Here is a 25,812-nt window from a genome sequence, read left to right as displayed (position 1 = left end):
CTTGAAGATATTATATTTGATTTTTTGCTGTCTGGCCGGATTTAATGTATCAGCACAGGTAAAATATGCATTCACGCGTGATACGCTGGAAATTAAGGGCGGGGGAACCTTCTCTAACCTGTTAAAAATTACAAATTTTGAAAAAGAAACCGTAACGCTGCTGCAAGATCAGAAAGAAAAAAAACTGACCAGAGGATTAATCTCATTACCAGACAGCCTGGTGCTCAAAGCGGGGGAGAGCAGAGTCTTTCCATTGAAATATATCGCTGACCGGCAAACTATTAATACTAACAATCAGCTCTTTACCATTCACCTCGCTGCTTTAAATGCACGCGTTCAAGTACAAAAATCGGCAACATTCCTGACTCAGCTCACTGACGTTGGGGGTTTAACTCTGGGTACGGAAGATGATGAAGTTTACTTAGGTCAGCTCAGCAACCAGGCACAGGTTATAGTGCGTTGTGCAAATAACGGCTTTGTACCGATTACCTTCAGGCTGCTTCTTTCTGGTATCCCTGACGGGCTGGAATTTACTGGTCAAACTATGAATCTTACCTTGCAACCCGGGACCCAGCAATTACTTCCTTTTTTGGCCAGGAATAAAATAAATAACCGGGTACCCGCAGATTTTACAGTAACTATTCAGGCAGTAGACGCTGGTAATCATCCGCTGGCAGTTAAAATGATCCGGATTTTAAACGTGACCAATGCAAGAAGAATGAGTATGGGCAGTGATCAATATGCAAGCAGTCTGTCTAATACTATTGCGCTGCGTTATGCCAGTTTGAGCAGCAATTCGTCTTTTTATCAATTACAAGCGTATGGGAAAGTGAAAACCGGAGATCATGCATCGCTCGGGTACCGGTTAAATGCTGATCAGTACCATCAGCAAAATGCGAATGGTATTAATGTTTACAATACCTATGTAGATTACCAGGCTAAAAGCTGGGGGGTTAAAGTGGGAAATATCTATGAGAACATAGATTTTTCTTTGGGCGGCAGGGGTATAAAAGCGAGTCTGAAGATGGAAGATAACGGCGTATTGTCTGTTTATGGTATTCAGAATAATTTCCTGTTGTATGATCAGATCAATACAACAATATCCGGTGCAAAAGTTCTGGCAGTCGATTATAACCTGGCTACTCCTGATACCAGAGGTGACCGGCGGCTTACTTATATACATAGCCGCGACTCCTTTACCGGTATTGATGCCAATCAGCTGAGTATGAAAGCCGGTGTAAACCTTGGCAAAGGACAGCTTTTAGACTTTGAAGCAGGTTATTCCCTGGAAGGGCAAAACAAGATGAATTCTTCCTCCAGGCAAGGTGTCTCTGCGGGAATGAATTATGCCTTTAATAACACTGGTTATCAATTTGCCGGAAGTGGCTATTATAGCAGCCCGTACTTTACAGGATTAAGGCGTGGCCTGTTATTGACAGATCTGCGCCTGACCCGCAAATTTGAAAATGACAATAGCCTTGCAGCTCATTTTAGTTTGCAGGTAAATAGTCCGAAGTATCAATATGAACTGAATAATATCCTGAACACCGGGATTAATAAAAATGCGATATATATTTATGAATTGGGGTTCAATACCAGGGTTGGAAATGTCTTTATCGGCTTCGGACCTTATTTTATAGATCAGCATCTGATTACTTCTACGGTGACCGATCAGTTTGGTGCCAGCGCTGACTGGAGGTCTTCATCAATGCGTTTAAGCGCAAACATCGCTTATAGCGGGCGCATACATAATTTCTCCATGACCGCTGACTACGGTTATACTTATGTGAATACCTCAGAAAGACCAGCAGCTCCATTTCATTCTATTAAAATCAATACCAGTTATAACCTGCCAATTCTTGGATTCAGCAGTTATATTCAATTAAACCCTTATTATATTTCAGACATTCTATCTTCGAACGGAACTCATCAATACCAGTTATATTCTTTTGGGCCAAACGTACATTTTGAAGCCTTACAGAATAACCTGACTTTCCGGTTAGGCGGTATGTATAACTATTACGGTTTCACGCGCAGCAATAATTATTCGGTTAACAGCACTATAAGGTATCTGCTGAAAGGAAACTGGGCACTCACCAGTGATCTTCAATATACTATAACCAGGCAAAAGCAACCTATTCCAATTTATAACCCTGTTCCAAATACCATTAATACCCTGGATAATCTATATTTCGAAAACAGACAACTGAGATTTGGTGTAGAAAAGCAGTTTGGTGCAAAAGGCAGTTCAGGTACAAAAAAACTATTGCTCACCTATTATGAAGATCACAACAGTAATGGACAGCGTGATCCCGGAGAAGCACCAGTGGCCGGTGTATTGGTGAAAATCAATGGCGAAGCGGCCCTGACCAATAGTAAAGGTATCGTAGAATTTAAAGATATGAAAAAGGAAGCCTATACCGTTTCTGTAACGAATACAAGAGGCTGGAGTTTACAAGATCCTACAGTCGTATTCCTGGATAAAAATAAGAAACTGGAAATTCCTTTAGTGAAAACACAAGCCCTGAATGGCTGCCTGAAGCTGAAAGCGGAAAAATACGGTGATGGAGCACCAGTACTTGCAGGTATCAGAATTAATGCAGCAGATCCAAACGGCCGTATTCACCAGACCTTAACAGATGATCAGGGTAATTTCTGTTTCTATCTGCCAAGAAATAAATACACTGTTTATATTGAAACAGAAGGAATGCCTTTTTCCATTGAAAATGAAAAAGAAGAAGTTTCCCTTCAGGGAGTTCCGGTTGGTATGCTGACCTTTCTCTACCACGACCAGCGCCGGAAAGTTACAGTAAGCAGATTTTAATTAAGGTGCGACAATGGTATAAGTAACGGTAGTATTGTAGCTTCCTGCAGTTTTATTCAGCAGATTAGAAGTCTGTGTGGAAGGAATGCGGTACTGTAAATTAAGTAAACGGTCGATTGCAGGATCAGCAGAAGTAATGATAGCCTGCGGACTGGCAGAAAGCACAATTGGTGTCACTCCAGTCTGCCCCGTCATTCCTTCAATAGTAATTACCCCAACAGGTATTTGAACGCCCCCAGAAGAGCTTAAAACACTGCTGCTTGCCTTTACAGTAACATTATAGGGAACGGTACTGCTTACTTTAACATGGTTCGGCTTGGTGGTGGTCACTCCTTGCTGATAATTTGCAGTCGTATTGACTGTTAACGTTACACTGGGATCCTGAACAATTAATTCCATCAGGTTGCTTACATTAACCTGAACAGAGCTGTTCATCGTTTGTGAAGGCAAAGTTGCAGGGAAAGAGGAGGCTGTTTTGGAAACTGTATAAACTACCGGTACCGTATAGGTTCCTGCCTGTACAAAATTACTTTTCAAATTAGCGCCGCTGATACTCAGTGTAGAAGATAAAACACTTTTATTCGTTAGAATGACAGGAATTCCGGTAGCAGCAGTCAATAGCTGATCACTCGCAGAAAGGCTAATCGCGGAACCTGCATAAGTACCTGAAAGAACTGCACCCATTAAATTTACACTGTTTGTTGCCGGCAATTGATTATAAGGCTGAGTAGTAGTGAAAGCGAAAGTACTGCTGCCGGCCTTGAGACTTAATAAAGTAGGAACAGTCGTAAAATAATCATTGCCGGATACTGCACTTACACCAGCTACGCTTCTGAAAATGGCAAATGAATTCACGTTCAATGTAGTTGTAGCCGGAACCAGTGTATTTAAAGTAATATAAGCAGGAACATTCAGGGTGAGTGTTGGTGTTGGCGGGGCAATGCTTCCGGTAAAGGTTAATGTTGTGGCATAACTTCCAGCGGCCCAGGCCACACCTGCCGGCGAAACCGTGTAGTCAACCAGCATGATCCCACTCAATAAACCAACTGCTACGAAATAAATATTTTGTGATACACTGGACAGTATGATTGGATTTGCCCCTGAAAGAACATTCACTCCTCCAATTGAAGTTACCTTCATGCCGATCAGGTTCGGGGCAAGTGCAAGCGCAGGTAAAGTAGCAGGGGTTGGTGTTAAAGTTGTACTGGCGGCTTTGACATTGACCGCTGACAACAGACTTAAAGCAGGGGAGGCACCACTATTTAAATTGACCACATAATTTGTTTGTCCTGAAATATTTGCTTCAGGCAGATTGATAATCAATTGCGCATTGACATTCCCGGCTGTAAAACAGCAAAAAATAACACTAAGGGCGGTATATAATCTCTTTTTCAGCAACTTTCAAATCATAAGAAGAACCGGCATCCAATAAAGCAACAGCAAGGAATTTTCCCTTTAAATCTGTTGGCAGGTCAACCATTACCCATTGCGTGGCATCAGGCAGCATGGCCAGTACTTCGGGTTTAATTTTTATTTCTTCACCCGTCTCTTTATTGGTTAATTCGAAACGGATAAATGCATCTTTATTCAGGTTTCCTTTGTTGTGTATTTTTAAAGCCAGTCTGCGGCTTTTTGCTTTTCCATTGTCGTAAACGCCACGGTCATCAAAAGATAGAAATTCAAGCTCTCCCGGATTTAGCCCCCGCGGAACATAATAAACCTGTATGCCAACTTCCATTAACACATTAATACCAACCTTGGCCATGTTTTTTTGCTGTGCCTCCTGTTCTTTTACCTGGGTAAAAAAAAGCATGCTCGTTGTTAATTTATTCGCATTTGCAGGAATAGTCATGGATACATTGACCTGTTTATTTACGCCAGGCTGTACAGCTATATTATTTGACGAAAGTGTCAGCCAGCTGGCATTAGACAAAGGCAGCGTATTGCTATCGTAATAGATTTTAGTACCCAGTGAATCTCTGTTCCAGTCCTGTATTCTGGTTACAAAAGATAATACACCTGCCGAAGTATTCCCAAAGGTGACCGTCTGACTAACCGTTTCTCCTGGATTTCCGGTTAAGAAGATCCTGGCAGGTGAAATGGAAAAGCCCTGTCCTTTCGCTGGGTCTGGCAGCGTCATGACAAGGCATATGATGAATAAACCAGTAAGTAGCCTCATCAAAACGGTTAAGGTTGTGTAACTGTATAAACAACATTAGTAGCATATGTTCCTGCAGCTTTGCCAATTAAGCCAGCGGCTGTAGGAATTGAATAGTTTACATTATACGCAGTTGCAAGTGTCGGTGAGGCCGTGGTCACCAGCGGCTGATTCGTTGTTGTTAAAGCTGGTGTAGCATAAGTGGCTCCTGTAGCCGGTGTACTTGGATCTATGCTCACTTGTACCACGCTTAAAGCTACCGGTGTTGCATTACCAGCGATTACATTAAACTCTGTCGCAGCTTTTACTGCAACACTGTAGGGCTTGTTGCTCACTACAGTAAAATGGTTTGGTTTCGCGACTGTTTTGCTGCCTGCATAATCTGCAGCTGTTGAATAAGTAAAAACTACATCGGGAGTTGCGCCCAGTGTAATAGAGAACGCATCCGAGAGTACGATGCTTAACGGTACGTTGCCACTTACAGCCTGAGCATTGGCCTTCAGGTTGAAAATGGCACTAAGGGCTAATAATACGGCGATATGGAGTACAATCTTTTTCATGTTATACGTTTTAAGGTTGTGTAACTGTATAAACAACATTCGTTGCATAAGTTCCTGCCACTTTGCCAAGCAAACCAGCGGCGGTAGGAATTGAATAATTTACATTATAAGCAGTAGCAAGTGTTGCTGAAGCGGTGGTCACCAGGGCCTGATTAGTTGTTGTTAAAGCTGGTGTAGCGTAAGTAGCTCCGGTAGTTGGTGTAGTTGGATCTATGCTCACTTGTACCACACTTAAAGCTACCGGTGTTGCATTACCTGCAATCACATTGAATTCTGTCGCAGCTTTTACTGCAACACTGTAAGGCTTGTTGCTCACCACAGTAAAATGGTTCGTTTTTAAGACTGTTTTACTCCCTGCATAATCCGTTGCTGTTGCATAAGTAAAAACTACATTAGGAGTTGGACCAAGCGTGATGGAAAAAGCATCGGAGAGTACGATGCTTAGCGGTACATTACCACTTACAGCCTGAGCATTGGCTTTCAGGTTAAAAATGGTGCTGAAGGCTATTAATATAGCGGTAATAAGTAAGGTCTTTTTCATGTGCTGTAGGATACGTTAACTACAAAACTAGAAGTAAACTCGTACTAAAATGCTAAAATAAAGACACATATTGATGTCACACAGGAGTGTTATTTGAATGTTACAGTGAATGTACAGCCTTGATCAAGCTCACTTTCAACTGTAATTTTACCACCCATGGAGGTAATCTGGGTTTTAGTAATAAACAGGCCTACACCACTCCCGTTTACATGACTGTGGAAACGTTGATTTAAACCAAAAACTTTGTCTTTATGCTGAAGAAGATCGATTCCTATACCATTATCAGAGAAGACCATGATCGTATTTCCCTCTTCATTAAACCTGGTTGTAATGTCAATTCTGAGCGGTCTGTCCGGAGAATGATACTTCATTGAATTTGACATTAAATTCATCAGAACACTTTCGAGGTAACTTTTGGGGAATGGAACCATTTCACATTGGAAATCAGTGTGTATATAAATTCCCAGTTTGTGGATTTGTTTATTAAAATAATTACATACTTTTTTGAAAATGGCAGAAATATTTACGTTTTCGATCTTCAGTTTTTTATCACTTTTGATACTCAGCATCTGTGTCAGGTCATAAATTGTCTCATTCAGCTTAAAAGCAGAATCCCTGAACATATCTACAATTGTCTTGTTATATTCATCCAGGACATCGTGATCCAGAATGTCAATTAAACCGATTAAATTAGATAAAGGAGCGCGTAGATTATGAGAAGTGATATAGGCGAATTGATTCAGATCCTGATTACGTGAAGTTAAATCCTCTATGAGCTGATCTCTTTCCTCTTCGATCTTATTTCTGGTGATGTATTCACGAAAATTAGTCGCCAACGCACTAATGTCAGAGTTTTTAATCATATTATCTTTTAGTTGATTCGACATGAGTATAAATTCATCGGAGATTACTGACATCAGGCAAACACCTTGCCATATTGTGAGAAAAAAACTTATTTGGATACCCATTATTATTCTCTGTGGGAATAATAAATTCTGATTGTTATGCTCAGATGATTTCTAGTGATTTATTTTGTATTGTGCTGTAAACTAATATTATGTCTATAGGTGTGATGTCTTTTTTTTCGTCCGGATTTAAAAATAATGGAATAATGCCTGCTAAATTGTATTATTTAAAAGCTGTTGTGCAAGCACTGCATCGAGTGCCGAACTGGCCGCCAGACTTAAGATAAATTCATCTCTTGAACTGTCTCCTAAATATTGCGTATTGGTGTTGCCCAGAAGATCAGTAACACTATTCAGCGGATTATAAGTAGTAATCTTAATATCACTTTCTGCAAAGCCGCTTTTGATCAATAATTTAAAAGCATTTTCAGCTTCACTTTCTTCCTGATATACCCTGGTAATTACTTGAAACGGGATGTGTTCAGCATAACTGCCATGTGCTTCTTTTGCAGCTTTACCAGGCTCATCAGAATCTTTATGGCCATATATTTCAGAATCAGTTGAGATGATCGCATTTCCCTGAATATAATCTGGTAAAACTGAAATCTGCTGCGCGGTGATATTCGGAAGCATAACTTCTCCGGCATTATGATGTAATTCTGCTGCACCGATAGGGATCAGCACTTCCCGCTCTTCGATATGCCATACGTTGCCGGTGAGGTTGAGAATCAGGTAACGTACTTTATGCTGTTCATCGATGAGCAGATCTCTGATGGTTCCAATGAATTGCCGGGCAGAATTTACAACTGTCCAGGTGGAAAGGTCAGGTTGCCCTGCTCTGATTGAAAAAGTGCTTTGGTTTAATTCTGTTAAATTTTTAAGCTGATGCTCATTTTCTTCTCGTTCCATAACCATTAATTTAAACTTATTTTGGAATAACAATCTCAAATCATCGTTGTTCTCCTAAAAATATTGCCGTTTAAAACACAAAAAACAGGCTTTGAATTAATGCCAGGTGTTTATAACTGTCAATAACTTAGTTTAGCGTCAAGATATACTTTTTAATATTCGTACACTACATATATATCTGTAATACAGCGATATATTTGTTTATAAATTGTTGCCTATAACCACTCATAGTAATCTTATTCCGGATAGTTATCCATGATTATGTAAGTTATGCACATAGGAATGTGGATAACCTGGGCATAAAAAAACCTGCCTTTTTCAAAGCAGGTCTCTGTTTTTCATAAAGTGTGTTAATTATTTAATCACGCCATCTTTGCCAATTTTTAAAGAAGCAGTTTCTTCTCCTTTTTTAGCATCAACCTGGTAATATTCAGCTTTGCTTGCATCTGTTATCTTGAACGCTGCAATTGGAGCCCAGTCTTTATATTTATCTGACGCTAAAGTTGCTTTTACAGCATCAGGTAATTCTTCAATTTTAACCGGAGTTTTAGTTGTGCTGTCTTGCTGAACTATAATGGTAACCGGTGTTTTGATATCGTTTGCTTTAACTGTTGAGACACCTGCAAATGCTAAGATGGCTGCACCTAAAATTAAATTTTTCATATATTATATTTTTAAATATGTTTTTTTATATAATGATTTGTATTCATGCAGGTTACATAATAATGCCAATTTTGTTTTTTCTATTTAATTAACTGTAAATGAGGTGTTTAATTTTTATTTCCAGTTTGTTTAGTGTAGAGAAACTCCACACTTTGCTGACAGGATAATCAATTGATACAGAAGTAATCTGTTAAAATGAATTCGTATAAACTAAACCGATATTTAAACGGAGAAAATCAGGAAGCGTTAAACGGGGACTTTTGCCCCAAAAGAATGCGAGTATATTTTATTTTACTATAAATAAATCATTAATTGACTAGATTTACACCTTTATACTAGAATAATATGTGTGGAATAGTAGGATATATAGGTTATAGAGAAGCTTGGCCAATTGTGCTGAAAGGCTTGAAAAGATTAGAATACCGCGGATATGACAGTGCAGGCATTGCATTGATCAATCAAAGCGGGTTAAAATTATACAAAAAAGCAGGAAAGGTTCAGGAGCTTGAAAATTTCAGTGAGGGAAAAGATAGATCGGGAACGATTGGAATGGGGCATACGCGCTGGGCAACCCACGGGGAACCATCAGATAGAAATTCACACCCGCATACTTCTAACGATGGTAAATTAACTATTATCCATAATGGGATTATTGAGAATTATGCTATCCTGAAAGAAGAGTTATTATCAAGAGGTCACGTTTTTAACAGTGATACAGATACAGAGGTATTGATCCATTTAGTAGAGGAGATTTATAAAAAGGAAAATACAGATCTCTTAGAAGCAGTACGTCTGGCTTTACACCAGGTTAGCGGTGCTTATGCCATTGTAATCATGGACAACGACCATCCTGATCAGTTAATTGCAGCCAGAAAAGGTAGCCCGATGGTTATTGGTGTAGGCACAGGGGAGTATTTTATTGCTTCGGATGCAACACCGATTATTGAGTATACTAAAAATGTTATTTATCTGAATGATAATGAGATCGCATTTTTAAAACGCGATGAGTTATTAATCAAAAGATTAGATAACGTTGTACAAACTCCATATATACAGGAACTGGAGCTTAAACTGGAAATGCTTGAAAAAGGTGGTTATGAGCATTTCATGTTAAAGGAGATCTTTGAGCAATCAAGATCGATCAGAGACTGTATGAGAGGCCGTATTTATCCGAATGAAGGCCGTGTACAATTAGGCGGGATTAAAGAATATGCGGACAAACTGAAAAACATTGACCGTATTATTATTGTCGCTTGCGGAACTTCATGGCATGCCGGATTAGTAGGTGAATATTTAATTGAAGAATATGCACGTATACCTGTAGAAGTAGAATATGCTTCAGAATTCCGTTACAGAAATCCAATTATCACAGAAAAAGATGTGGTTATTGCGATTTCTCAATCCGGAGAAACAGCAGATACGATGGCGGCTATTGAGATGGCCAAAGAAAAAGGAGCAACTATTTTCGGCGTTTGTAATGTGGTAGGTTCATCTATTCCACGTTTAACCCATGCAGGTGTTTATACCCATGCAGGACCTGAAATTGGCGTAGCTTCAACTAAAGCATTTACAGCACAGGTAACCGTATTGACACTGATGGCCTTTTATATGGCACAGCAGAAAGGTACTTTAACACAAGCCAAATTGGTGGAACTGTTAACCGAACTGGACTGTATACCTGAAAAGATCACTAAAGCTTTAGCATCTAACGATCTGATTAAAGAGATCGCCCATAAATTTAAGGATTCCAGAAACTGTCTGTTCCTGGGTAGAGGAAGTGGTTTCCCTGTTGCTTTAGAAGGTGCATTGAAATTGAAAGAGATCTCTTATATCCATGCAGAAGGTTATCCAGCGGCAGAAATGAAGCACGGCCCTATTGCACTGATTGATGAAGAGATGCCAGTAGTGGTTATCGCTACTAAAAACTCTTCTTATGAAAAGGTAATCAGTAATATTCAGGAAGTAAAAGCAAGAAAAGGAATTGTATTGGCGATCGTTACTGAAGGTGATACTGAAGTTCGTAAAATGGCCGATTACTGTATAGAGATCCCTGATGCAAGTGAAGCATTCCTGCCATTACTGGCGACTATACCATTGCAGTTACTTTCTTATCATATTGCTTTGTTAAGAGGTTGCAACGTAGATCAGCCAAGAAACCTGGCAAAATCTGTGACTGTAGAGTAAGCCGCAGTTTCAGCTATAAAAAAAGCTACTCCATAATAGAGTAGCTTTTTTTTTGCTATGAATTTCGTTAAAGGAGCTGAGTTAAGAAGCGATAGTTGCAGTAGTTCTGCCAACTGCAATCTTTTTTACAGTTGCTATGATTCCAGCTTTATCATAACCACAGATTGCCCATAATTCATTTTGTTCTCCATGGTCAACAACCTTGTCAGGAATACCTAAACGGATTACATTGGCCTGGTAATTATGGTCAGCCATGAATTCAAGTACTGCTGAGCCCATTCCACCTTGCAGACAGCCATCCTCCACAGTGATTATCTTTTTATAACGCTTAAAAACATCATGCAGTAAAGCTTCATCTATAGGTTTAACAAAACGCATATCATAATGCGCAGGATGAATACCCTCTGTGTTTAATTCTTTACAAGCCTCAACAGCGAAGTTACCAACATTTCCAATAGTCAGGATAGCCACTTCTTCTCCATCACAAATCTTTCTGCCTTTTCCAACTTCAATAGCTTTGAAAGGACGTTTCCAATCTGCCATTACTCCACTTCCTCTGGGATAACGAATAGAAAAAGGACCCATATTTTCCAGCTGTGCAGTGTACATCAGGTTTCGGAGTTCTTCTTCATTCATTGGTGCAGCAACAGTCATATTTGGAATGCAGCGCATGTAGGCCAGATCGTAAGCACCATGGTGCGTTGCACCGTCACTACCCGCAAAACCAGCGCGATCCAGACAGAAAACAACATTTAAGTTCTGTATAGCTACATCGTGGATTACCTGATCGTAAGCGCGCTGCATAAAACTTGAATAAATATTACAGAAAGGCAGCATGCCTTGCGTGGCTAATCCCGCAGAGAAAGTAACAGCATGCTGTTCAGCAATACCTACATCAAACGCGCGGTCAGGCATTGCTTTCATCATAATATTCATTGATGATCCTGAAGGCATAGCAGGGGTAATCCCCACAATATTTTTATTCGCCTCAGCCAGTTCAACCAGCGTATGTCCGAAAACATCCTGATATTTTGGTGGCTGCGGCTTATCATTTACAGATTTTTTTATTTCACCGGTAATCTTATCAAAAAGACCCGGAGCATGCCATTTAGTTTGATCCTTCTCCGCTAATGCAAAGCCTTTTCCTTTAACTGTTACACAGTGTAATAGCTTAGGGCCGGGAATATCTTTAAGATCTTTCAGCACAGCTGCTAATTTTTTCACATCATGACCATCAACCGGACCAAAATACCTGAAATTTAAAGACTCAAAAAGATTGCTTTGATTCAATAAAGTGCCTTTGATACTTTTTTCTATCTTTTTAACGAATTTATGTGCATTCGGGCCAAGCTCAGAAAGTTTGATCAGTACACTTGAAATATCATCTCTAAACCGGTTGTAAGATTTAGATGTAGTAATATTTGTTAAATACTCTTTCAGTGCACCGACATTCGGATCAATAGACATACAGTTATCATTCAGAATAACCAGCAGATTTGAATTTTCAATTCCAGCATGGTTAAGTCCTTCAAAAGCAAGTCCGGCAGTCATTGCACCATCACCAATTACAGCAACATGCTGACGATCTTTCTCGCCTTTTAACTGGGAAGCTACAGCCATACCCAATGCTGCAGAAATTGAGGTAGAAGAGTGACCTACCCCCATTGTATCATACTCACTTTCACTAATATTAGGGAAACCACTGATACCATTCAGCAAACGGTTAGTATGAAAAACAGATTTTCTTCCGGTCAGAATTTTATGGCCATACGCCTGATGGCCTACATCCCAGACTAATTTATCATAAGGAGTGTTCAGCACGTAATGTAAAGCTACAGTAAGCTCTACAACACCAAGGCTGGAAGAAAAGTGACCGCCATTTATACTGACAGTATCAATAATATACTGACGTAATTCCTGGCTGATTTGTTCCAGGTCGTCTTCTGTATACTGCTTTAAATCAGCAGGATAGTTTATGTTAGGTAGTAATGGAGTGTTGAAGTTTTCCATGCAGGGTTTAATAGACAACAATATACAAAGTACGGGATTTTAGTTAAGATAACCGCAAAATAATAGTCATTTCGAAAACAAAACAAATACGTGTTCAGGCTTACAACAGTTGAAAAAACAAATATGTTCTGAGAAGGTGTTTAAAATCGTTTGCATGAAGTTGTATGCGTACGCTTCATCACCGTTAAAAAACAATTGGATTCTAACGAAAATGATTATTTTTACAAAAATATACTTTGATAAATGGAACGAGATACTTTAATTTTTGATTTGATTGACAGGGAATTAGACCGTCAGGAAAACGGCCTTGAGCTGATTGCTTCAGAAAATTTTGTAAGCAAACAGGTAATGGAAGCTGCGGGTTCAGTATTAACTAACAAATATGCTGAAGGCTTACCGGGCAAACGTTATTATGGCGGATGTCAGGTAGTTGATGAGGTAGAGAATATTGCCATTGAGCGTGCGAAAAAACTATTTGGTGCGGAATGGGTAAATGTTCAGCCACATTCTGGCGCGCAGGCTAATGCAGCTGTGATGCTGGCTGTAATACAGCCAGGAGACAAAATCCTTGGATTTGATCTGTCTCATGGAGGACACTTAACTCACGGTTCTCCGGTAAATTTTTCGGGTAAATTATACAAGCCTTTTTTTTACGGTGTTAAAAAAGAAGACGGACTGATTGATTATGCAAAACTGGAAGAAGTAGCTTTAGCTGAACGTCCAAAATTGATTATCTGTGGGGCATCTGCTTATTCAAGAGAATGGGATTATGCTTTTATCCGTAGCGTAGCTGACAAAATCGGTGCGTTGGTTCTTGCTGATATTTCACACCCTGCTGGTCTGATTGCAAGAGGATTATTGGCAAACCCACTTCCTCATTGCCATATCGTGACTACAACTACTCACAAAACATTACGTGGACCACGTGGTGGACTGATTATGATGGGTAAAGATTTCGAAAACCCATTTGGTATCAAAACACCTAAAGGAGAAACCAGAATGATGTCATCTGTATTAGACATGGCAGTTTTTCCAGGTACTCAGGGTGGTCCGTTAGAACATATAATTGCAGCAAAAGCTATAGCATTTGGTGAAGCATTGAGCGATGAATATCTGGTCTATATCAAACAAGTACAAGCGAATGCGCAGGCAATGGCCAAAGCTTTTATGAGCAGAGGTTATGGCATTATTTCAGGCGGTACAGACAATCACTTAATGCTGATTGACTTACGCAATAAAAATATAACTGGGAAAGTTGCAGAAAATGCGCTTGAAAAAGCAGATATTACCGTGAACAAGAATATGGTGCCGTTTGACGATAAATCTCCTTTTGTGACTTCAGGTATCCGTGTAGGAACTGCTGCAATTACAAGCAGAGGATTCAAAGAACAAGACATGGAAAAAATAGTTGATTTAATAGATCAGGTTTTAACCAATCCAGAGGATGATGCCCATTTGAGTGAAGTGAGAAAACAAGTAACTGCTTTAGTTGCTGGTTTTCCATTATACAAGTAAAAAATACGGGTTAATCAATTATGCCAATAAATACAGGAGTATGGTCATCTAGTGAAAAAGAAAGATTATGTGCTTTATATGCATATCATATCCTTGATACCCCTGTTGAAAAAAGCTTTGATAACCTTGCGAAACTCGCTACACAAATATTTAATATACCCATTGCCCTGATTTCTCTTTTAGACAAAGAAAGGCAATGGGTTAAATCATCCATTGGCGTTGAGCTCAGGGAATTTCCACGCAAACAATCTTTTTGCGAATATACCATCCAGGGAAATACAGTATTCGAAATCTGTGATACCTTGAAAGACAGTCGTTTTGTCGATTATCCGGTAGTTGTTTCTGAACCTTATATCAGGTATTATGCTGGTGCCCCTTTAATTGATGATCAAGGTTTTGTATTAGGCACACTCTGTGTATTTGATCTGGTGCCCCGTCAATTTACGGATAGCCAGAAAGATATTCTAAAAGGGATTGCACAGGAAGTTGTCGTGCACCTTGTGCTCAGAAAGAAAGACGAGCAGATTCGTTCCAGTATGATCCGCTGCCGGGAACTTTTGGATATTACAGGAGTTTCTCCCGAAATCCATTGCATCCTTGACTTCAGGGGCAAGGTTTTATTTGTCAATGAGGCGGTTACCCGTTTATTAGGTTATACTGTGCCCGAAGCCATGGAACTCGGTCTTTTGGATGTCTGTTATCCGGAAGATATTCCCCGGGTAATGAAAAGTATAGCAGATGGACTGGGGAATAATTATAAAGAACTTCATATTGACTTCAGAGTAGTTGGCCGGGATCATATTATCCGCTGGATCAGCTGGTCGCTGGTTTCCAAAAACAAGCGCTGGTATACCTACGGAAGAGATATCACAGACAATAAAAAGGTGGAGAGTGATTTGATGAAACTGTCATTTGTGGCCAGCAAGGTAAATAATGCTGTAGTCATTAATGATGCAGATAATCGCGTGACCTGGGTAAACGCTGCCTTTGAGAAGATCACAGGATTTAACCTGGAAGATGTTAAAGGAAAGCGCCTGGGAGATTTGATTATTGGTCCTAAAACAGATCTGGAGCTGATTGATGAGGTTAGAAGACTAACCAAACAAAGGCAATCTTTTACCATCGATATGCTGGCTTATCGAAAAGATAAGAAAGAAATCTGGCTTTCTGTTTATAATACAGTGGTACTGGATGAGAGAGGAAATGTAGAAATCGAAGTAGAGATTATCATTGATATTACCGATAAAAAAAGAGCGGAAGAAGAGTTACAGGTACTGTCTATGGTAGCCAGTAAAACGAATACAGGAGTGAATATCCAGGATAAAGAAGGCATTACCACCTGGGTCAATCAATCTCTTGAAAAGTTGACCGGATATAAGAAAGAAGAGCTCTATGGACATCATTTAGGGAATATTCTTTCTCCTAATTTCTATGATCAGGAATTGATATCCAGCTCGCGCGTTAAAAGTAAGAACAACCAGTCTTATACCATAGAAGTACTGGCAGAGAAGAAAAACGGATCTACGGTCTGGTTGTCTGTCTCCAATACACCTATTATTAACAGTAAGGGAAAAGTAGAGCGGCAGATTGACCTGATCTCTGACATTACACAGCGTAAGCAAATTGAGAAAGAGATGATCGAGGCCAGAGAACAGGCCTTAAAACTTAGTGAAGCAAAAGAAATGTTTCTTTCGGTGATGAGTCATGAAATTCGTACACCTTTGAATGCCGTGATTGGCATGACACATTTATTATTGGATAATGATCCTAAAATTTCGCAGATTGATGATTTAAATATTCTGAAGTTCTCAGGTGAAAACTTATTGCATATTATTAATGATATTCTTGATTTCACTAAAATGGAAACCGGTAATATGGAACTGGAAGTTTTTCCATTCAATCTGAAAACACTGGCAAATGATATTATCAATTCCCTGCAGGTTAATGTAAGGAAGAAAGGAAATCAGTTAAATCTTGTTTTTGACCCTTTAATTCCATCCTTGATTTCCGGAGATAAAAACAGGCTGTACCAGATTCTGATGAACTTTTTAGGCAATGCGATTAAGTTTACGGAGAATGGGCAGGTGCAGCTGATCCTGACTCTTGCCGGACAGAATGAAAAAGAGTCAATCATCAGGTTTGAGATTACAGATAATGGTATAGGCATCCCTAAAGACAAACAAAGCTATATTTTTGAAAGCTTTACACAGGCCAAAACGGATATTTCCAGGAAATATGGAGGTACTGGACTGGGGCTGGCAATTACGAAAAAGTTACTGCAGATGTTCAATTCTGATATTATTGTAGACAGTACTGAAGGTGAAGGAACAACCTTTTCTTTTGAAATTGCATTTAGTAAAACGGCAGAAATATCTGCCTCACCTGGTCATGGAACCGAGATGAGTGTTTTTACAGGCAAAAGAATATTGGTCGTAGACGATAATGAAATTAATATCCTGATTGCTAAACGGATTTTGAGCAAATGGGGGTTAGAGATTGAAGCTGCGGTGAATGGGTATGAGGCTTTAGAGAAGATAATGACGGAGAGTTTTGATCTGATCTTTATGGATATTAAAATGCCTGGAATAGATGGTTTCGAAACCACAGGCATTGTCAGGGATATCAGCGGGGACTATTACAAGAAAGTACCTATCATTGCGTTGACCGCTTCTACGCTTAAAAATGACCATTACAAATTTCATGAATGCGGTATGAATGGTCATGTGCTAAAACCGTTTAATCCTGAAGAGATTAAAAACCTGCTTTTCAGCTTCTTTTCGCGCGAAAAGGAATAGAGAAAGCTCCTTTTTATTTCCTGGCTAAAAAAAAGAGCCGGAACTCCATTTCTGAAATTCCGACTCCTAAATTAACGCTCTCGTTTATATTAACGCTTAAGTACGATGATTGTTTTTACCAGATTGTTTTTTTTATAAAAATAATCTGATCTGCGCTGAAAAGATAAAGGGCCGATATTTCTATGAAGAAAATATCGACCCTTACCATCTAAATTAACGCTCTCAAATATATAAACGAGGATAAAATATAAATGTTATACTGGCTATGTATTTTTTTTATTCTGCATAGGCAAGGGTGGCTATGGAGAGTTTATTTAAACCGTTATCCAGCAGAAGCTTGCCGCAAGCTTCAAATGTAGCTCCGGTAGTGAGGATGTCATCAACGAGCAGGATATGCGTATTTTTTAAATCGTGAGGCTGATTGATTTCGAACGCCGCTTTTATGTTTTCAAAACGATTATACCTGTTCTTTTTGGTTTGCGTGGTGGTATTGATTTTGCGGGTAAGGAGTTTGGTGTTGATGGGAATTTGTAAAATATGGGCTATTCCTTCTGCAATACATTGACTTTGGTTATAGCCTCTGCTACGCTCTTTTTTTGGATGAAGTGGAACAGGAATAATTAAATCGGGTTTTTGCTTTGATAACAGCATGCGCTCACCAATCATGTTACCTAACAGTAACCCTATATCTGTTTGTCCTTTGTATTTGAGCTGATGGATCAATTGCTGAACTCTGGTTCCTTTTTTAAAATGCAGAAGGGCAATGACCTGATGAATTGGAATGCGGCCCCAGAACAACCTGGCTGCGGGATTTTCAGGATATAAATGGAAGTCTGTGAAGGGGAGATCATACAGACATCTGGTGCAGATCGTTTTTTCTCCATTAAACAGCGGAGTGCCACAGGCATTGCAGTTCCTGGGGAAAAGGAGGTGAAAAAGGTCGGCAAAGATTTGTTGAATCAGGGACATTTTACAATGTACCCCTGATTTGTCAGAATTAGTTAACTGATATGGCTGGTTCTGGTTGATTTTTTACAGCGAGTTGTCCACAGGCAGCATCAATGTCTTTACCACGGCTACGTCTGATATTTGTATTCACCCCCTGACTTTTCAGGTAGTTAGAGAAGGCATCAATTTTATCTCCTTCTGCATTAATGAAATCTGCAAACTGAATTGGGTTATACTCAATCAGGTTCACTTTACAGGGTACGTGTTTACAGAATTTAGCTAAATCTATAGCATCCTGCAATTCATCGTTAAAGTTATTGAAGACAATATATTCGTAGGTAACGGGGTTCTTTGTTTTAGCGAAGTAGTATTTCAATGCCTCTGCGAGTACTTTTAAAGTATTCTGTTCATTGATAGGCATGATTTCATTTCTCTTCTTGTCATCTGCAGCGTGCAGGGAAAGTGCAAGGTTGAATTTAGCGCCGTCATCTGCCAGTTTCCTGATCATTTTAGCGATACCTGCTGTAGAGACTGTTATTCTTTTATAAGACATGTTCAATCCATCAGGAGCAGTGATACGCTCTATTGATTTCATCACATTAGCATAGTTGAGCAGGGGTTCTCCCATACCCATATATACGATATTGGTCAATGGGGCATTGTAATTCTTTTTGGCCTGCTGGTCAATCAGCACTACCTGATCATAAATTTCATCAGCATTCAGGTTACGTTTTCTATCCATGTAACCTGTTGCACAGAATTTACACGATAAGCTACAGCCAACCTGAGAGCTTACGCAGGCGGTCATCCTTTCTTCCATTGGGATCAGGACGCCTTCAACAATGTTTCCATCGAATAAACGGAAGGTGTTTTTAATGGTCTGGTCGTTACTGAATTGTGTATTATTGACCTCAACTGCATTGATGGTATAGTTCTCATCCAGTTTCTTTCTCAGGTCTTTAGACAGGTTACTCATTTCTTCAAAGGAACGCGCAGATTTCTCCCATAGCCATTGGTAAACCTGTTTGGCACGGTAAGCGGGTTCTTTCATCTCAGTAAAGTGCTGCTGAAGCTGGATAAGACTCAGAGAACGGATATCAGTTTTAGTTGTTACTAGCATTTGATGCAAAGTTACCTAAAAATAATAAGCCACCCAATTTTTCGTTGGAACTTACTTGTTTTTAGCAAGTTATGAAATTTGCATGACCTTATTTGATTCGGAGCATGCAAATTATAGTATTTTTATGATGTACTAAGGTGTTGATGTTTAGCGTTTTGGGCTTCTTGTTTTTGCGGGTGCTGATCCTGATCTTCCTTTTGTTGGTCTTACTGATCTTCTGCTTGGACCATTGCTTTTGTTCCAGTCATTGGTCGCCGCTGGTGCTTTGAATGCGGATGAGCCTGATGCTGGTTTTGCTCTGGAGCCTCTTGGTGGCTTTTCTTCTCTTTCGCTTCTTTCGCCGCGTTCACCTCTTGGTGTAGTTGGTCTTGGTTTTCCTTTTGACGGGCCTGCTGGTCTTGCTCTGAATGCTTTTGCAGGAGTTACATTAACTTCTTCTGGTGCAGCAGGAGTTGCTTTTGCTTTTTTAACTACTCTTTTTGCAGCAGCGTGTTCGACAGAGCTTGATTTTGCAATCATGTTATGGATTTCTGTCAGTTCTTCCGGGGTGAATTCTCTCCATTCTCCAACTGGAAGGCCTTTCAGGTTGATATTCATAATACGAATACGTTCCAGCTTGGTCACTTCAAATCCGAAGTGTTCACACATGCGTCTGATTTGTCTGTTCAGGCCCTGGATCAGCGTGATTTTAAAAATGAAAGGGCTTTCTTTGGTCACCTTACATTTTTTGGTCATCACCCCCAGTACGGGTACACCTTTGGCCATGTTAGTAATAAACTGGTCGGTTAATGGTTTATTAACGGTAACCAGGTATTCTTTTTCATGGTTGTTGCCGGCACGAAGGATTTTGTTCACTAAATCTCCGTTATTGGTCATGAAGATCAATCCCTGGGAGTCTTTGTCAAGTCTTCCAATAGGGAAAACTCTTTCGCTGTGGTTTACGTAATCAACGATATTGCTTTTTACGCCTGCTTCTGTTGTACTGGTTACGCCAACGGGTTTGTTAAAGGCAAGAAGTATAGAGTTGTCTACTTGTTTAGGTTCAATGGTTTGTCCGTTTACCGTAATCAGGTCACCGAAGTATACTTGATCACCAACTTTGGCTTTTCTGCCATTAATAAAGACATTTCCCTGTTCAATGTATCTGTCTGCTGCTCTGCGCGAACACATGCCGCTTTCACTAATGTATTTATTTAATCGGGTAGTAGAATCGGACATAATAGTATTTCTTTTTACAAAGTAATCAATTTATACCCATATATGCTATGAAAATAATGGGATTTCAAAAAAACAGTTGTTATTTCTTGCTGGATTTCATTCTGCGAATGAAACAGGCTGCGAAATTAACAACTGGTTTTTTTGAAATTTCACAGGTTTTTCCAGACTTGTAATTTGGATAGCAAGGTTGGATAAAATTGGTTGCTTTGAAAGTTAGAACAGACTAGTTACAGTCGGTTTGGGGAAAAATAGGGGAAACGCTTAGAAGAAGATAATTGAAGGAAGTATTGTTGTTTGGTGCGGACTTGTTTGGCTCCACCCAATTTCTGCCACCAATGGTGACAGTTTTTCGTAGGTGCTGTAAAACATATGTATACGCCATATATTTCGACTACTCATGCATTCCATTCCTGCGAATTCTATTTGGAGATCTTCCGCCAATTGTTCCACAACTGATTTACCCCAACCGTGTTCTTTCTGCTTTTCTATGATATTTTTCCCGATCTCCCAATAGAGTGTAACAAGCCTGGTATTGACTTGCTTCATCGCCTCGTATTGCGCCAGTAACGGACATAGGGTAAAGTAAAAACAGTAATTACAATGAATTATTAAACCTAATGTGTCATTGAAATCCGTATAAGATAATTAACGTGGCCTCGTCGTATAAAACAGGTATTTAAAAGGGGTTAAATAGTGCCTTGAAATGACCTTGGAATGAGGTTGGAATGACGTTGGAATGACCTTGCAATGACCTGGGTCATTCCAACCTCATTTCAAGGTCGTTTTAAGGTCTTCTCAATACACAAGAGTAACTAGGGTTAATACGTTGTTTACTAATCGTTTAATGGATTGGTTTGGCTTTTTAAAGTGATAAATTATCTGGTTTTTTTTAGCGTTTGGACAGAATAACCGTAATTTGTATAATGAGTTCTTATTTGTCGGCATCATGGGTTTATCCGGTCAGCGCGGAGCCTTTACGGAATGGAATAGTTGCTGTCAGTGATGATGGTACTATTACAGATGTATGGACTGCGCAGCAGGGGGAAGCACTAAATATTAAAGGGATAAAGTTTTATGATGGGATATTGGTACCGGGATTGGTAAATACGCATTGTCATTTGGAGTTATCGCATCTTGCCGGCAAAATACCTGAACATACGGGATTGCCGGGGTTTGTGCAGCGGGTTATGCAACAGAGACAGGCTTCGGAAATGGAGATTGAGGAGGCGATGGAGCTTGCTGATCAACAGATGTATGGGAATGGTATTGTCGCCACAGGAGATATTTCCAACCAGATTTATTCTAAAGGGGTAAAGCTGAAGAGCAAGATTTACTATCATACTTTTGTGGAAGCAATGGGTTTTAATCCTGAAAGAGCTGATGAAATTATCCAAAAGGCGATAGAGACCAGGGATGGGTTCTTGCCTTTGAGAGCCACGATTGTTCCGCATGCGCCTTATTCGGTTTCTGCGGAGTTGTTTGAGGAGATTAAGAAGACCTCGGGAACTGGGGAGGAATCGGTTTCTATTCATAATCAGGAAACGCTGGATGAGAATTTATTTTTTGAGTCGAAACAGGGGCACTTTCTAAAGTTATATGAGTTTCTGGGGTTGGATATTGGTTTTTTTGAAGCCAAAGGAAAGACTTCTTTACAGAGTTATTTGCCGTTTTTATCCGGGGAGGCCAGGACATTACTGGTTCATAATACTTTTACAAGTAAGCAGGATGTCGTGTTTGCACAAGAGCAGCATCAGCGGCTTTATTGGTGTTTGTGCCCGGGTGCGAATTTATATATTGAAAATAGATTACCGGATGTCGCTTTGTTGAGGGATGCCGGTGTGACGGTTACATTAGGGACAGATAGTTTAGCGAGCAATCATCAGCTGAATATTTTAGCTGAAATGAAGGTTCTGCAAGAGCTTAAGGAGGTTTCTTTTGAGGAGTTGTTGCAATGGGCAACGTTAAATGGAGCGGCTTTCCTTGGGGTTGAAGCACAGTTTGGAAGTTTTGAAAAGGGAAAGAAACCGGGGATAAATTTAATTAAGGGTTTGAAGGGGGGGCTGATTACGGCCGGAACTTCTATTGAAAGAATTATATAATAAATATATGTCAAATCGTATCACCTCTTTATTTAATATTCAGTACCCGATTATTCAGGCAGGCATGATCTGGTGCAGTGGATGGAAACTTGCTGCGGCAGTTTCAAATGCTGGTGGACTAGGCATTATAGGGGCTGGTTCTATGTATCCTGAGGTGCTGCGGGAACATATCCGGAAGATGAAGCAGGCAACTGTTTTGCCTTTTGCGGTCAATGTACCCATGATTTATCCAAATGTGGAAGAGATCATGCAGATTTTGGTTGACGAGGGGGTAAAGATTGTGTTTACCTCGGCTGGCAATCCGGCAGTGTGGACTGGTTTTTTGAAAGCAGCACAAATGACGGTGGTGCATGTGGTTGCCAATACGAAGTTTGCTTTAAAGGCGGAAACTTCTGGGGTGGATGCGGTTGTTGCGGAAGGCTTTGAAGCGGGGGGACATAATGGCAGGGAAGAAACGACGACGATGTGTTTGATTCCTATGATTGCGGATGCAGTGAAGATTCCGGTTATTGCAGCTGGTGGGATTTCCTCGGGACGCAGTATGTTGGCGGCCATGGCTTTAGGGGCCGATGGGGTGCAGGTAGGCTCTGCTTTTGCCGTTGCACAGGAGTCTTCGGCCCATATTTCTTTTAAGGAACGGATCATCGGGGCTGCAGAGGGGGATACCAAATTGAGGTTGCAGAAATTGGTCCCGGTCAGGTTACTGAAGAATTCTTTTGAGTCGGTAATCGCATCGGCAGAAGCTGAGGGCGCGGATGCGGAAACATTAAAGGGCTTGTTAGGACGGGCAAGAGCAAAATTAGGTATGTTTGAGGGGAATTTAGAGGAGGGTGAATTAGAGATTGGACAGGTTTCTGCGTTATTGAAGGAGATTAAACCTGCTGCGGTTATTTTAAATGAGATATGGCAGGGGTTTTTGAAAGAGAAAGACAGGGTTAGTCAGTTCTGAGCTGGTGTTGAATACAGGCTAAAACTGATGGTAGGAAATATACAGAACAAGAGGATAAGACAATACAACAGATAAAATAGATGAAGCAAATTATAATCAGAATAACAGGAAAAGTGCAGGGGGTGGGGTTTAGATATACCACAAAAGTAGTTGCAGACCAGATGGGTGTGCGCGGAATTATCAGGAATGAGAAAGACGGCAGCCTTTATATAGAAGCCGAAGGAGATGATACTTTGCTGGATATCTTTGAGGAATGGTGCAATGAAGGACCTGACCGTGCCAAGATAGAGCAGGTGGAAATCACGCCTGGCGAACTGAAAAACTATCGTAATTTTGAGATCATTAAGAAATAAGTCCGCTTTATTACCCGTTAATCAGATCAGGTGTCAGTTTTAAAGAAATTTTTAGGTCAGACTGCGGTCTATGGTGTGAGTACCATACTATCCAGGCTACTCAATTTTATATTAACTCCAATTTATGTGAGGGCATATCTGCCCGGCACATTTGGTATTTTGACCAAACTTTTCAGCTATGCATCGCTGATCAACGCGGTGCTCGCTTTCGGAATGGAAAGTACTTATTTCAGATACCTCAATAAACATGAAGACAAAAAGGATGCGGTATACAACAACTCCTTTATTTGTATAGCCTTTATAGCAGTAATATTCTTGATTACAGGCTCTGTTTTTGCCGATTCAATTGCCTCCTGGATCAATAATGGAGAACAGGCACAGGTATTGGATTATCAGAGATATGTGAAGTATTTTGTCGGGATCTTATTTGTAGATGCCATCTGCGTAATCCCTTTCGCCAAAATCCGCGCCGATAATAAAGCATTCAGGTATAGTGTGATCAAATTCCTGAATATCGGGAGTTTTGTCGGGCTCAACCTGTTCTTTATTTTTGTGATCCCTTTAATTATTAAGCATAACTGGCCACTGGCCCCGTGGTTTGAGAGCTGGTATCATTATCAATGGGTGGGATACGTTTTTATCTCCAATCTGGCCGCTAGTATTCTTACCTTTTTATTGCTGTTGCCTGAATTCCTTCAAATCAGATTTAAGTTTGATAAAGAGATGTTCCTCAAAATGATCTCTTATAGCTGGCCTATTCTGGTAGCCAACTTATCTTTCATTATCAATGAGAACCTGGATAAAATTGTACTGAGTAAATTATTACCGAAAGCAGTGGCCGATATTGATGTCGGGATTTATGGGGCAGTTTGTAAAATTGCAATTTTCTTAAGTATTTTTATTACAGCTTTCAGACTGGGAGCGGAACCGTTCTTTTTTAGCCATGCGAAACATGAAAATGCAAGGAAGACCTATGCGACGATTTTGCACTATTTTGTAATTGCACTTTCGTTATTATTTGTAGCCCTGGTCGCTAATATTGACATTCTGAAATATTTCATCAAAGGAGATGCAGCACATACAGCGCAATATTGGTCTGGACTGCCGGCAGTGCCTTACTTGCTGTTTGGTTATGTCTGTCTGGGTATTTATATGAACCTGTCGATCTGGTACCGGTTGTCGGATCAGACGCGTTTTGGCTTGTATCTTTCTGTGGCAGGCGCAATTATTACGATCGTATTTAATTTTATACTGATCCCAAGATATAGTTATATGGGCTCTGCCTGGGTTTCGATGCTGGCGTATTTTGTGATGATGGTGATGTCTTATGTACTCGGACAAAAATATTATCCGATTCCTTACAAATTGAAGCGGATTTTAGCTTACCTGATCGCCTCGGTAGTTATTGTAGTACTGTCTTTCTGGGTATTTAACAGGAATATCTATATTGGGAATGGATTGTTACTCCTGTTTTTAGCAGGGATCATTTATGTAGAGAAGGATGAGGTAAAGGTGCTGCTAAGCAAGCGGTAACTCATCAGAATCAAGAGGTAAGCAATCAAAATAATGAAAATAACAAAAGTCTGTTTAATCAGGCTTTACTACTAAATAAATAGAACAAGATGAAGATTAATATTATCAACAAATCAGGATTGGCATTGCCTCAATATGAAACAGCTCATGCAGCAGGAATGGACATGAGAGCTTTTGTAACGGAAGAGATCGTAATCAAGCCTATGCAGCGCATATTGATACCTACAGGTTTGCATATTGAATTGCCAGTGGGCTATGAAGCGCAGATCCGTCCACGAAGTGGTTTGGCTTATAAGCATGGAATCAGCATCGTGAATTCTCCGGGAACTATTGATGCAGATTATCGCGGAGAGATCAAAGTGTTACTGATCAATCTTTCTGATACTGATTTTGTGGTGAATAATGGAGACAGAATAGCGCAGATGGTGATTTCAAAGCATGAAACTATCAGCTGGGAAAGTGCAGAAGAACTAAGTGATACTGCACGTGGTGAAGGTGGTTATGGACATACAGGTAAATAAACCTTAA

The 25,812-nt window shown here is 40.0% G+C and carries 21 protein-coding genes; 9 read left to right on the top strand and 12 right to left on the bottom strand.

Annotated elements, in window-relative coordinates:
* Window position 1 precedes the first annotated feature (1 nt).
* Window positions 2-2,824, top strand: a complete 2,823-nt coding sequence (locus tag AB3G38_RS15015) for a collagen binding domain-containing protein (RefSeq protein WP_367864687.1) — start codon at window positions 2-4, stop codon at window positions 2,822-2,824.
* Here AB3G38_RS15015 and AB3G38_RS15010 read toward each other — a convergent pair whose 3' ends face one another.
* The 7 genes from AB3G38_RS15010 to AB3G38_RS14980 form a co-directional block, all read right to left on the bottom strand.
* A complete protein-coding gene (locus AB3G38_RS15010) occupies window positions 2,825-4,222 on the bottom strand; it encodes a hypothetical protein (RefSeq protein ID WP_367864686.1) in 1,398 nt (465 codons plus the stop codon).
* Window positions 4,191-4,964, bottom strand: a complete 774-nt coding sequence (locus tag AB3G38_RS15005) for a hypothetical protein (RefSeq protein WP_367864685.1) — start codon at window positions 4,962-4,964, stop codon at window positions 4,191-4,193. Before AB3G38_RS15005 ends, AB3G38_RS15010 begins: the two co-directional genes overlap by 32 nt.
* 47 nt (window positions 4,965-5,011) lie before the next feature.
* Window positions 5,012-5,542 carry a hypothetical protein gene (locus AB3G38_RS15000; protein WP_367864684.1) on the bottom strand — a complete coding sequence of 177 codons (531 nt, stop codon included), beginning with the start codon at window positions 5,540-5,542 and terminating at the stop codon, window positions 5,012-5,014.
* A gap of 10 nt (window positions 5,543-5,552) precedes the next feature.
* A complete protein-coding gene (locus tag AB3G38_RS14995) occupies window positions 5,553-6,083 on the bottom strand; it encodes a hypothetical protein (protein WP_367864683.1) in 531 nt (176 codons plus the stop codon).
* 89 nt (window positions 6,084-6,172) lie between these two features.
* Window positions 6,173-6,970 (bottom strand): ATP-binding protein, encoded by a 798-nt coding sequence (locus AB3G38_RS14990; RefSeq protein ID WP_367864682.1) that lies wholly within the window; start codon window positions 6,968-6,970, stop codon window positions 6,173-6,175.
* A gap of 231 nt (window positions 6,971-7,201) precedes the next feature.
* Window positions 7,202-7,897 (bottom strand): PRC-barrel domain-containing protein, encoded by a 696-nt coding sequence (locus tag AB3G38_RS14985; protein WP_367864681.1) that lies wholly within the window; start codon window positions 7,895-7,897, stop codon window positions 7,202-7,204.
* Window positions 7,898-8,251: 354 nt separating this feature from the next.
* On the bottom strand, window positions 8,252-8,560 hold the full coding sequence (locus tag AB3G38_RS14980) for a hypothetical protein (RefSeq protein ID WP_367864680.1): 309 nt from the start codon (window positions 8,558-8,560) through the stop codon (window positions 8,252-8,254).
* Between the two features lie 345 nt (window positions 8,561-8,905).
* On the opposite strand from AB3G38_RS14980, the gene glmS reads away from it, so the two are divergent.
* Window positions 8,906-10,744 carry a glutamine--fructose-6-phosphate transaminase (isomerizing) gene (glmS, locus tag AB3G38_RS14975; RefSeq protein ID WP_367864679.1) on the top strand — a complete coding sequence of 613 codons (1,839 nt, stop codon included), beginning with the start codon at window positions 8,906-8,908 and terminating at the stop codon, window positions 10,742-10,744.
* A gap of 81 nt (window positions 10,745-10,825) precedes the next feature.
* Here glmS and dxs read toward each other — a convergent pair whose 3' ends face one another.
* Window positions 10,826-12,754 (bottom strand): 1-deoxy-D-xylulose-5-phosphate synthase, encoded by a 1,929-nt coding sequence (gene dxs, locus AB3G38_RS14970; RefSeq protein WP_367864678.1) that lies wholly within the window; start codon window positions 12,752-12,754, stop codon window positions 10,826-10,828.
* A gap of 243 nt (window positions 12,755-12,997) precedes the next feature.
* Here dxs and glyA point away from each other — a divergent pair, with 243 nt between their 5' ends.
* Window positions 12,998-14,269, top strand: coding sequence for a serine hydroxymethyltransferase (gene glyA, locus AB3G38_RS14965; RefSeq protein WP_367864677.1), 1,272 nt, complete (start codon window positions 12,998-13,000; stop codon window positions 14,267-14,269).
* Between the two features lie 20 nt (window positions 14,270-14,289).
* Window positions 14,290-17,064 (top strand): PAS domain S-box protein, encoded by a 2,775-nt coding sequence (locus AB3G38_RS14960; protein WP_367864676.1) that lies wholly within the window; start codon window positions 14,290-14,292, stop codon window positions 17,062-17,064.
* A gap of 276 nt (window positions 17,065-17,340) precedes the next feature.
* Here AB3G38_RS14960 and AB3G38_RS14955 read toward each other — a convergent pair whose 3' ends face one another.
* From AB3G38_RS14955 to AB3G38_RS14940, 4 genes are all read right to left on the bottom strand, one after another.
* Window positions 17,341-18,033: a ComF family protein gene (locus tag AB3G38_RS14955; protein ID WP_367864675.1), complete on the bottom strand. Its 693-nt coding sequence runs from the start codon at window positions 18,031-18,033 to the stop codon at window positions 17,341-17,343.
* A gap of 28 nt (window positions 18,034-18,061) precedes the next feature.
* The gene (rlmN, locus tag AB3G38_RS14950; RefSeq protein WP_367864674.1) at window positions 18,062-19,132 is read right to left on the bottom strand and encodes a 23S rRNA (adenine(2503)-C(2))-methyltransferase RlmN; all 1,071 of its coding nucleotides are present in this window, start codon (window positions 19,130-19,132) and stop codon (window positions 18,062-18,064) included.
* Window positions 19,133-19,279: 147 nt separating this feature from the next.
* On the bottom strand, window positions 19,280-20,350 hold the full coding sequence (rluF, locus tag AB3G38_RS14945; protein WP_367864673.1) for a 23S rRNA pseudouridine(2604) synthase RluF: 1,071 nt from the start codon (window positions 20,348-20,350) through the stop codon (window positions 19,280-19,282).
* Window positions 20,351-20,611: 261 nt separating this feature from the next.
* The gene (locus tag AB3G38_RS14940) at window positions 20,612-20,896 is read right to left on the bottom strand and encodes a DUF1016 N-terminal domain-containing protein (protein ID WP_367864672.1); all 285 of its coding nucleotides are present in this window, start codon (window positions 20,894-20,896) and stop codon (window positions 20,612-20,614) included.
* 377 nt (window positions 20,897-21,273) lie between these two features.
* Between AB3G38_RS14940 and AB3G38_RS14935 the strand changes: the two genes are divergently transcribed.
* The 5 genes from AB3G38_RS14935 to dut all read left to right on the top strand — a co-directional run bounded on the left by AB3G38_RS14935 (window position 21,274) and on the right by dut (window position 25,805).
* Window positions 21,274-22,449: an amidohydrolase family protein gene (locus AB3G38_RS14935; protein ID WP_367864671.1), complete on the top strand. Its 1,176-nt coding sequence runs from the start codon at window positions 21,274-21,276 to the stop codon at window positions 22,447-22,449.
* Between the two features lie 7 nt (window positions 22,450-22,456).
* Window positions 22,457-23,398: an NAD(P)H-dependent flavin oxidoreductase gene (locus AB3G38_RS14930; protein WP_367864670.1), complete on the top strand. Its 942-nt coding sequence runs from the start codon at window positions 22,457-22,459 to the stop codon at window positions 23,396-23,398.
* Window positions 23,399-23,478: 80 nt separating this feature from the next.
* Window positions 23,479-23,751 carry an acylphosphatase gene (locus AB3G38_RS14925; protein ID WP_367864669.1) on the top strand — a complete coding sequence of 91 codons (273 nt, stop codon included), beginning with the start codon at window positions 23,479-23,481 and terminating at the stop codon, window positions 23,749-23,751.
* Between the two features lie 30 nt (window positions 23,752-23,781).
* The gene (locus AB3G38_RS14920; RefSeq protein WP_367864668.1) at window positions 23,782-25,284 is read left to right on the top strand and encodes a polysaccharide biosynthesis C-terminal domain-containing protein; all 1,503 of its coding nucleotides are present in this window, start codon (window positions 23,782-23,784) and stop codon (window positions 25,282-25,284) included.
* Between the two features lie 89 nt (window positions 25,285-25,373).
* Window positions 25,374-25,805, top strand: coding sequence for a dUTP diphosphatase (dut, locus tag AB3G38_RS14915; protein ID WP_367864667.1), 432 nt, complete (start codon window positions 25,374-25,376; stop codon window positions 25,803-25,805).
* Window positions 25,806-25,812: the final 7 nt, after the last annotated feature.

This window comes from Pedobacter sp. WC2423 (assembly GCF_040822065.1).
In the GTDB taxonomy this organism is placed as follows: Bacteria; Bacteroidota; Bacteroidia; order Sphingobacteriales; family Sphingobacteriaceae; genus Pedobacter.
This window is presented reverse-complemented; position numbering and strand designations above follow the sequence as displayed.

Excerpts from the sequence above, each read along its gene's own strand:
- AB3G38_RS15005 (WP_367864685.1), bottom strand. The coding sequence starts at position 4,964 with ATGACGCTGCCAGACCCAGCGAAAGGACAGGGCTTTTCCATTTCACCT.
- AB3G38_RS15000 (WP_367864684.1), bottom strand. The coding sequence starts at position 5,542 with ATGAAAAAGATTGTACTCCATATCGCCGTATTATTAGCCCTTAGTGCC.
- AB3G38_RS14995 (WP_367864683.1), bottom strand. The coding sequence starts at position 6,083 with ATGAAAAAGACCTTACTTATTACCGCTATATTAATAGCCTTCAGCACC.
- AB3G38_RS14990 (WP_367864682.1), bottom strand. The coding sequence starts at position 6,970 with ATGTCGAATCAACTAAAAGATAATATGATTAAAAACTCTGACATTAGT.
- AB3G38_RS14985 (WP_367864681.1), bottom strand. The coding sequence starts at position 7,897 with ATGGAACGAGAAGAAAATGAGCATCAGCTTAAAAATTTAACAGAATTA.
- AB3G38_RS14980 (WP_367864680.1), bottom strand. The coding sequence starts at position 8,560 with ATGAAAAATTTAATTTTAGGTGCAGCCATCTTAGCATTTGCAGGTGTC.
- glmS (WP_367864679.1), top strand. The coding sequence starts at position 8,906 with ATGTGTGGAATAGTAGGATATATAGGTTATAGAGAAGCTTGGCCAATT.
- dxs (WP_367864678.1), bottom strand. The coding sequence starts at position 12,754 with ATGGAAAACTTCAACACTCCATTACTACCTAACATAAACTATCCTGCT.
- glyA (WP_367864677.1), top strand. The coding sequence starts at position 12,998 with ATGGAACGAGATACTTTAATTTTTGATTTGATTGACAGGGAATTAGAC.
- AB3G38_RS14960 (WP_367864676.1), top strand. The coding sequence starts at position 14,290 with ATGCCAATAAATACAGGAGTATGGTCATCTAGTGAAAAAGAAAGATTA.
- AB3G38_RS14955 (WP_367864675.1), bottom strand. The coding sequence starts at position 18,033 with ATGTCCCTGATTCAACAAATCTTTGCCGACCTTTTTCACCTCCTTTTC.
- rlmN (WP_367864674.1), bottom strand. The coding sequence starts at position 19,132 with ATGCTAGTAACAACTAAAACTGATATCCGTTCTCTGAGTCTTATCCAG.
- rluF (WP_367864673.1), bottom strand. The coding sequence starts at position 20,350 with ATGTCCGATTCTACTACCCGATTAAATAAATACATTAGTGAAAGCGGC.
- AB3G38_RS14940 (WP_367864672.1), bottom strand. The coding sequence starts at position 20,896 with ATGAAGCAAGTCAATACCAGGCTTGTTACACTCTATTGGGAGATCGGG.
- AB3G38_RS14935 (WP_367864671.1), top strand. The coding sequence starts at position 21,274 with ATGAGTTCTTATTTGTCGGCATCATGGGTTTATCCGGTCAGCGCGGAG.
- AB3G38_RS14930 (WP_367864670.1), top strand. The coding sequence starts at position 22,457 with ATGTCAAATCGTATCACCTCTTTATTTAATATTCAGTACCCGATTATT.
- AB3G38_RS14925 (WP_367864669.1), top strand. The coding sequence starts at position 23,479 with ATGAAGCAAATTATAATCAGAATAACAGGAAAAGTGCAGGGGGTGGGG.
- dut (WP_367864667.1), top strand. The coding sequence starts at position 25,374 with ATGAAGATTAATATTATCAACAAATCAGGATTGGCATTGCCTCAATAT.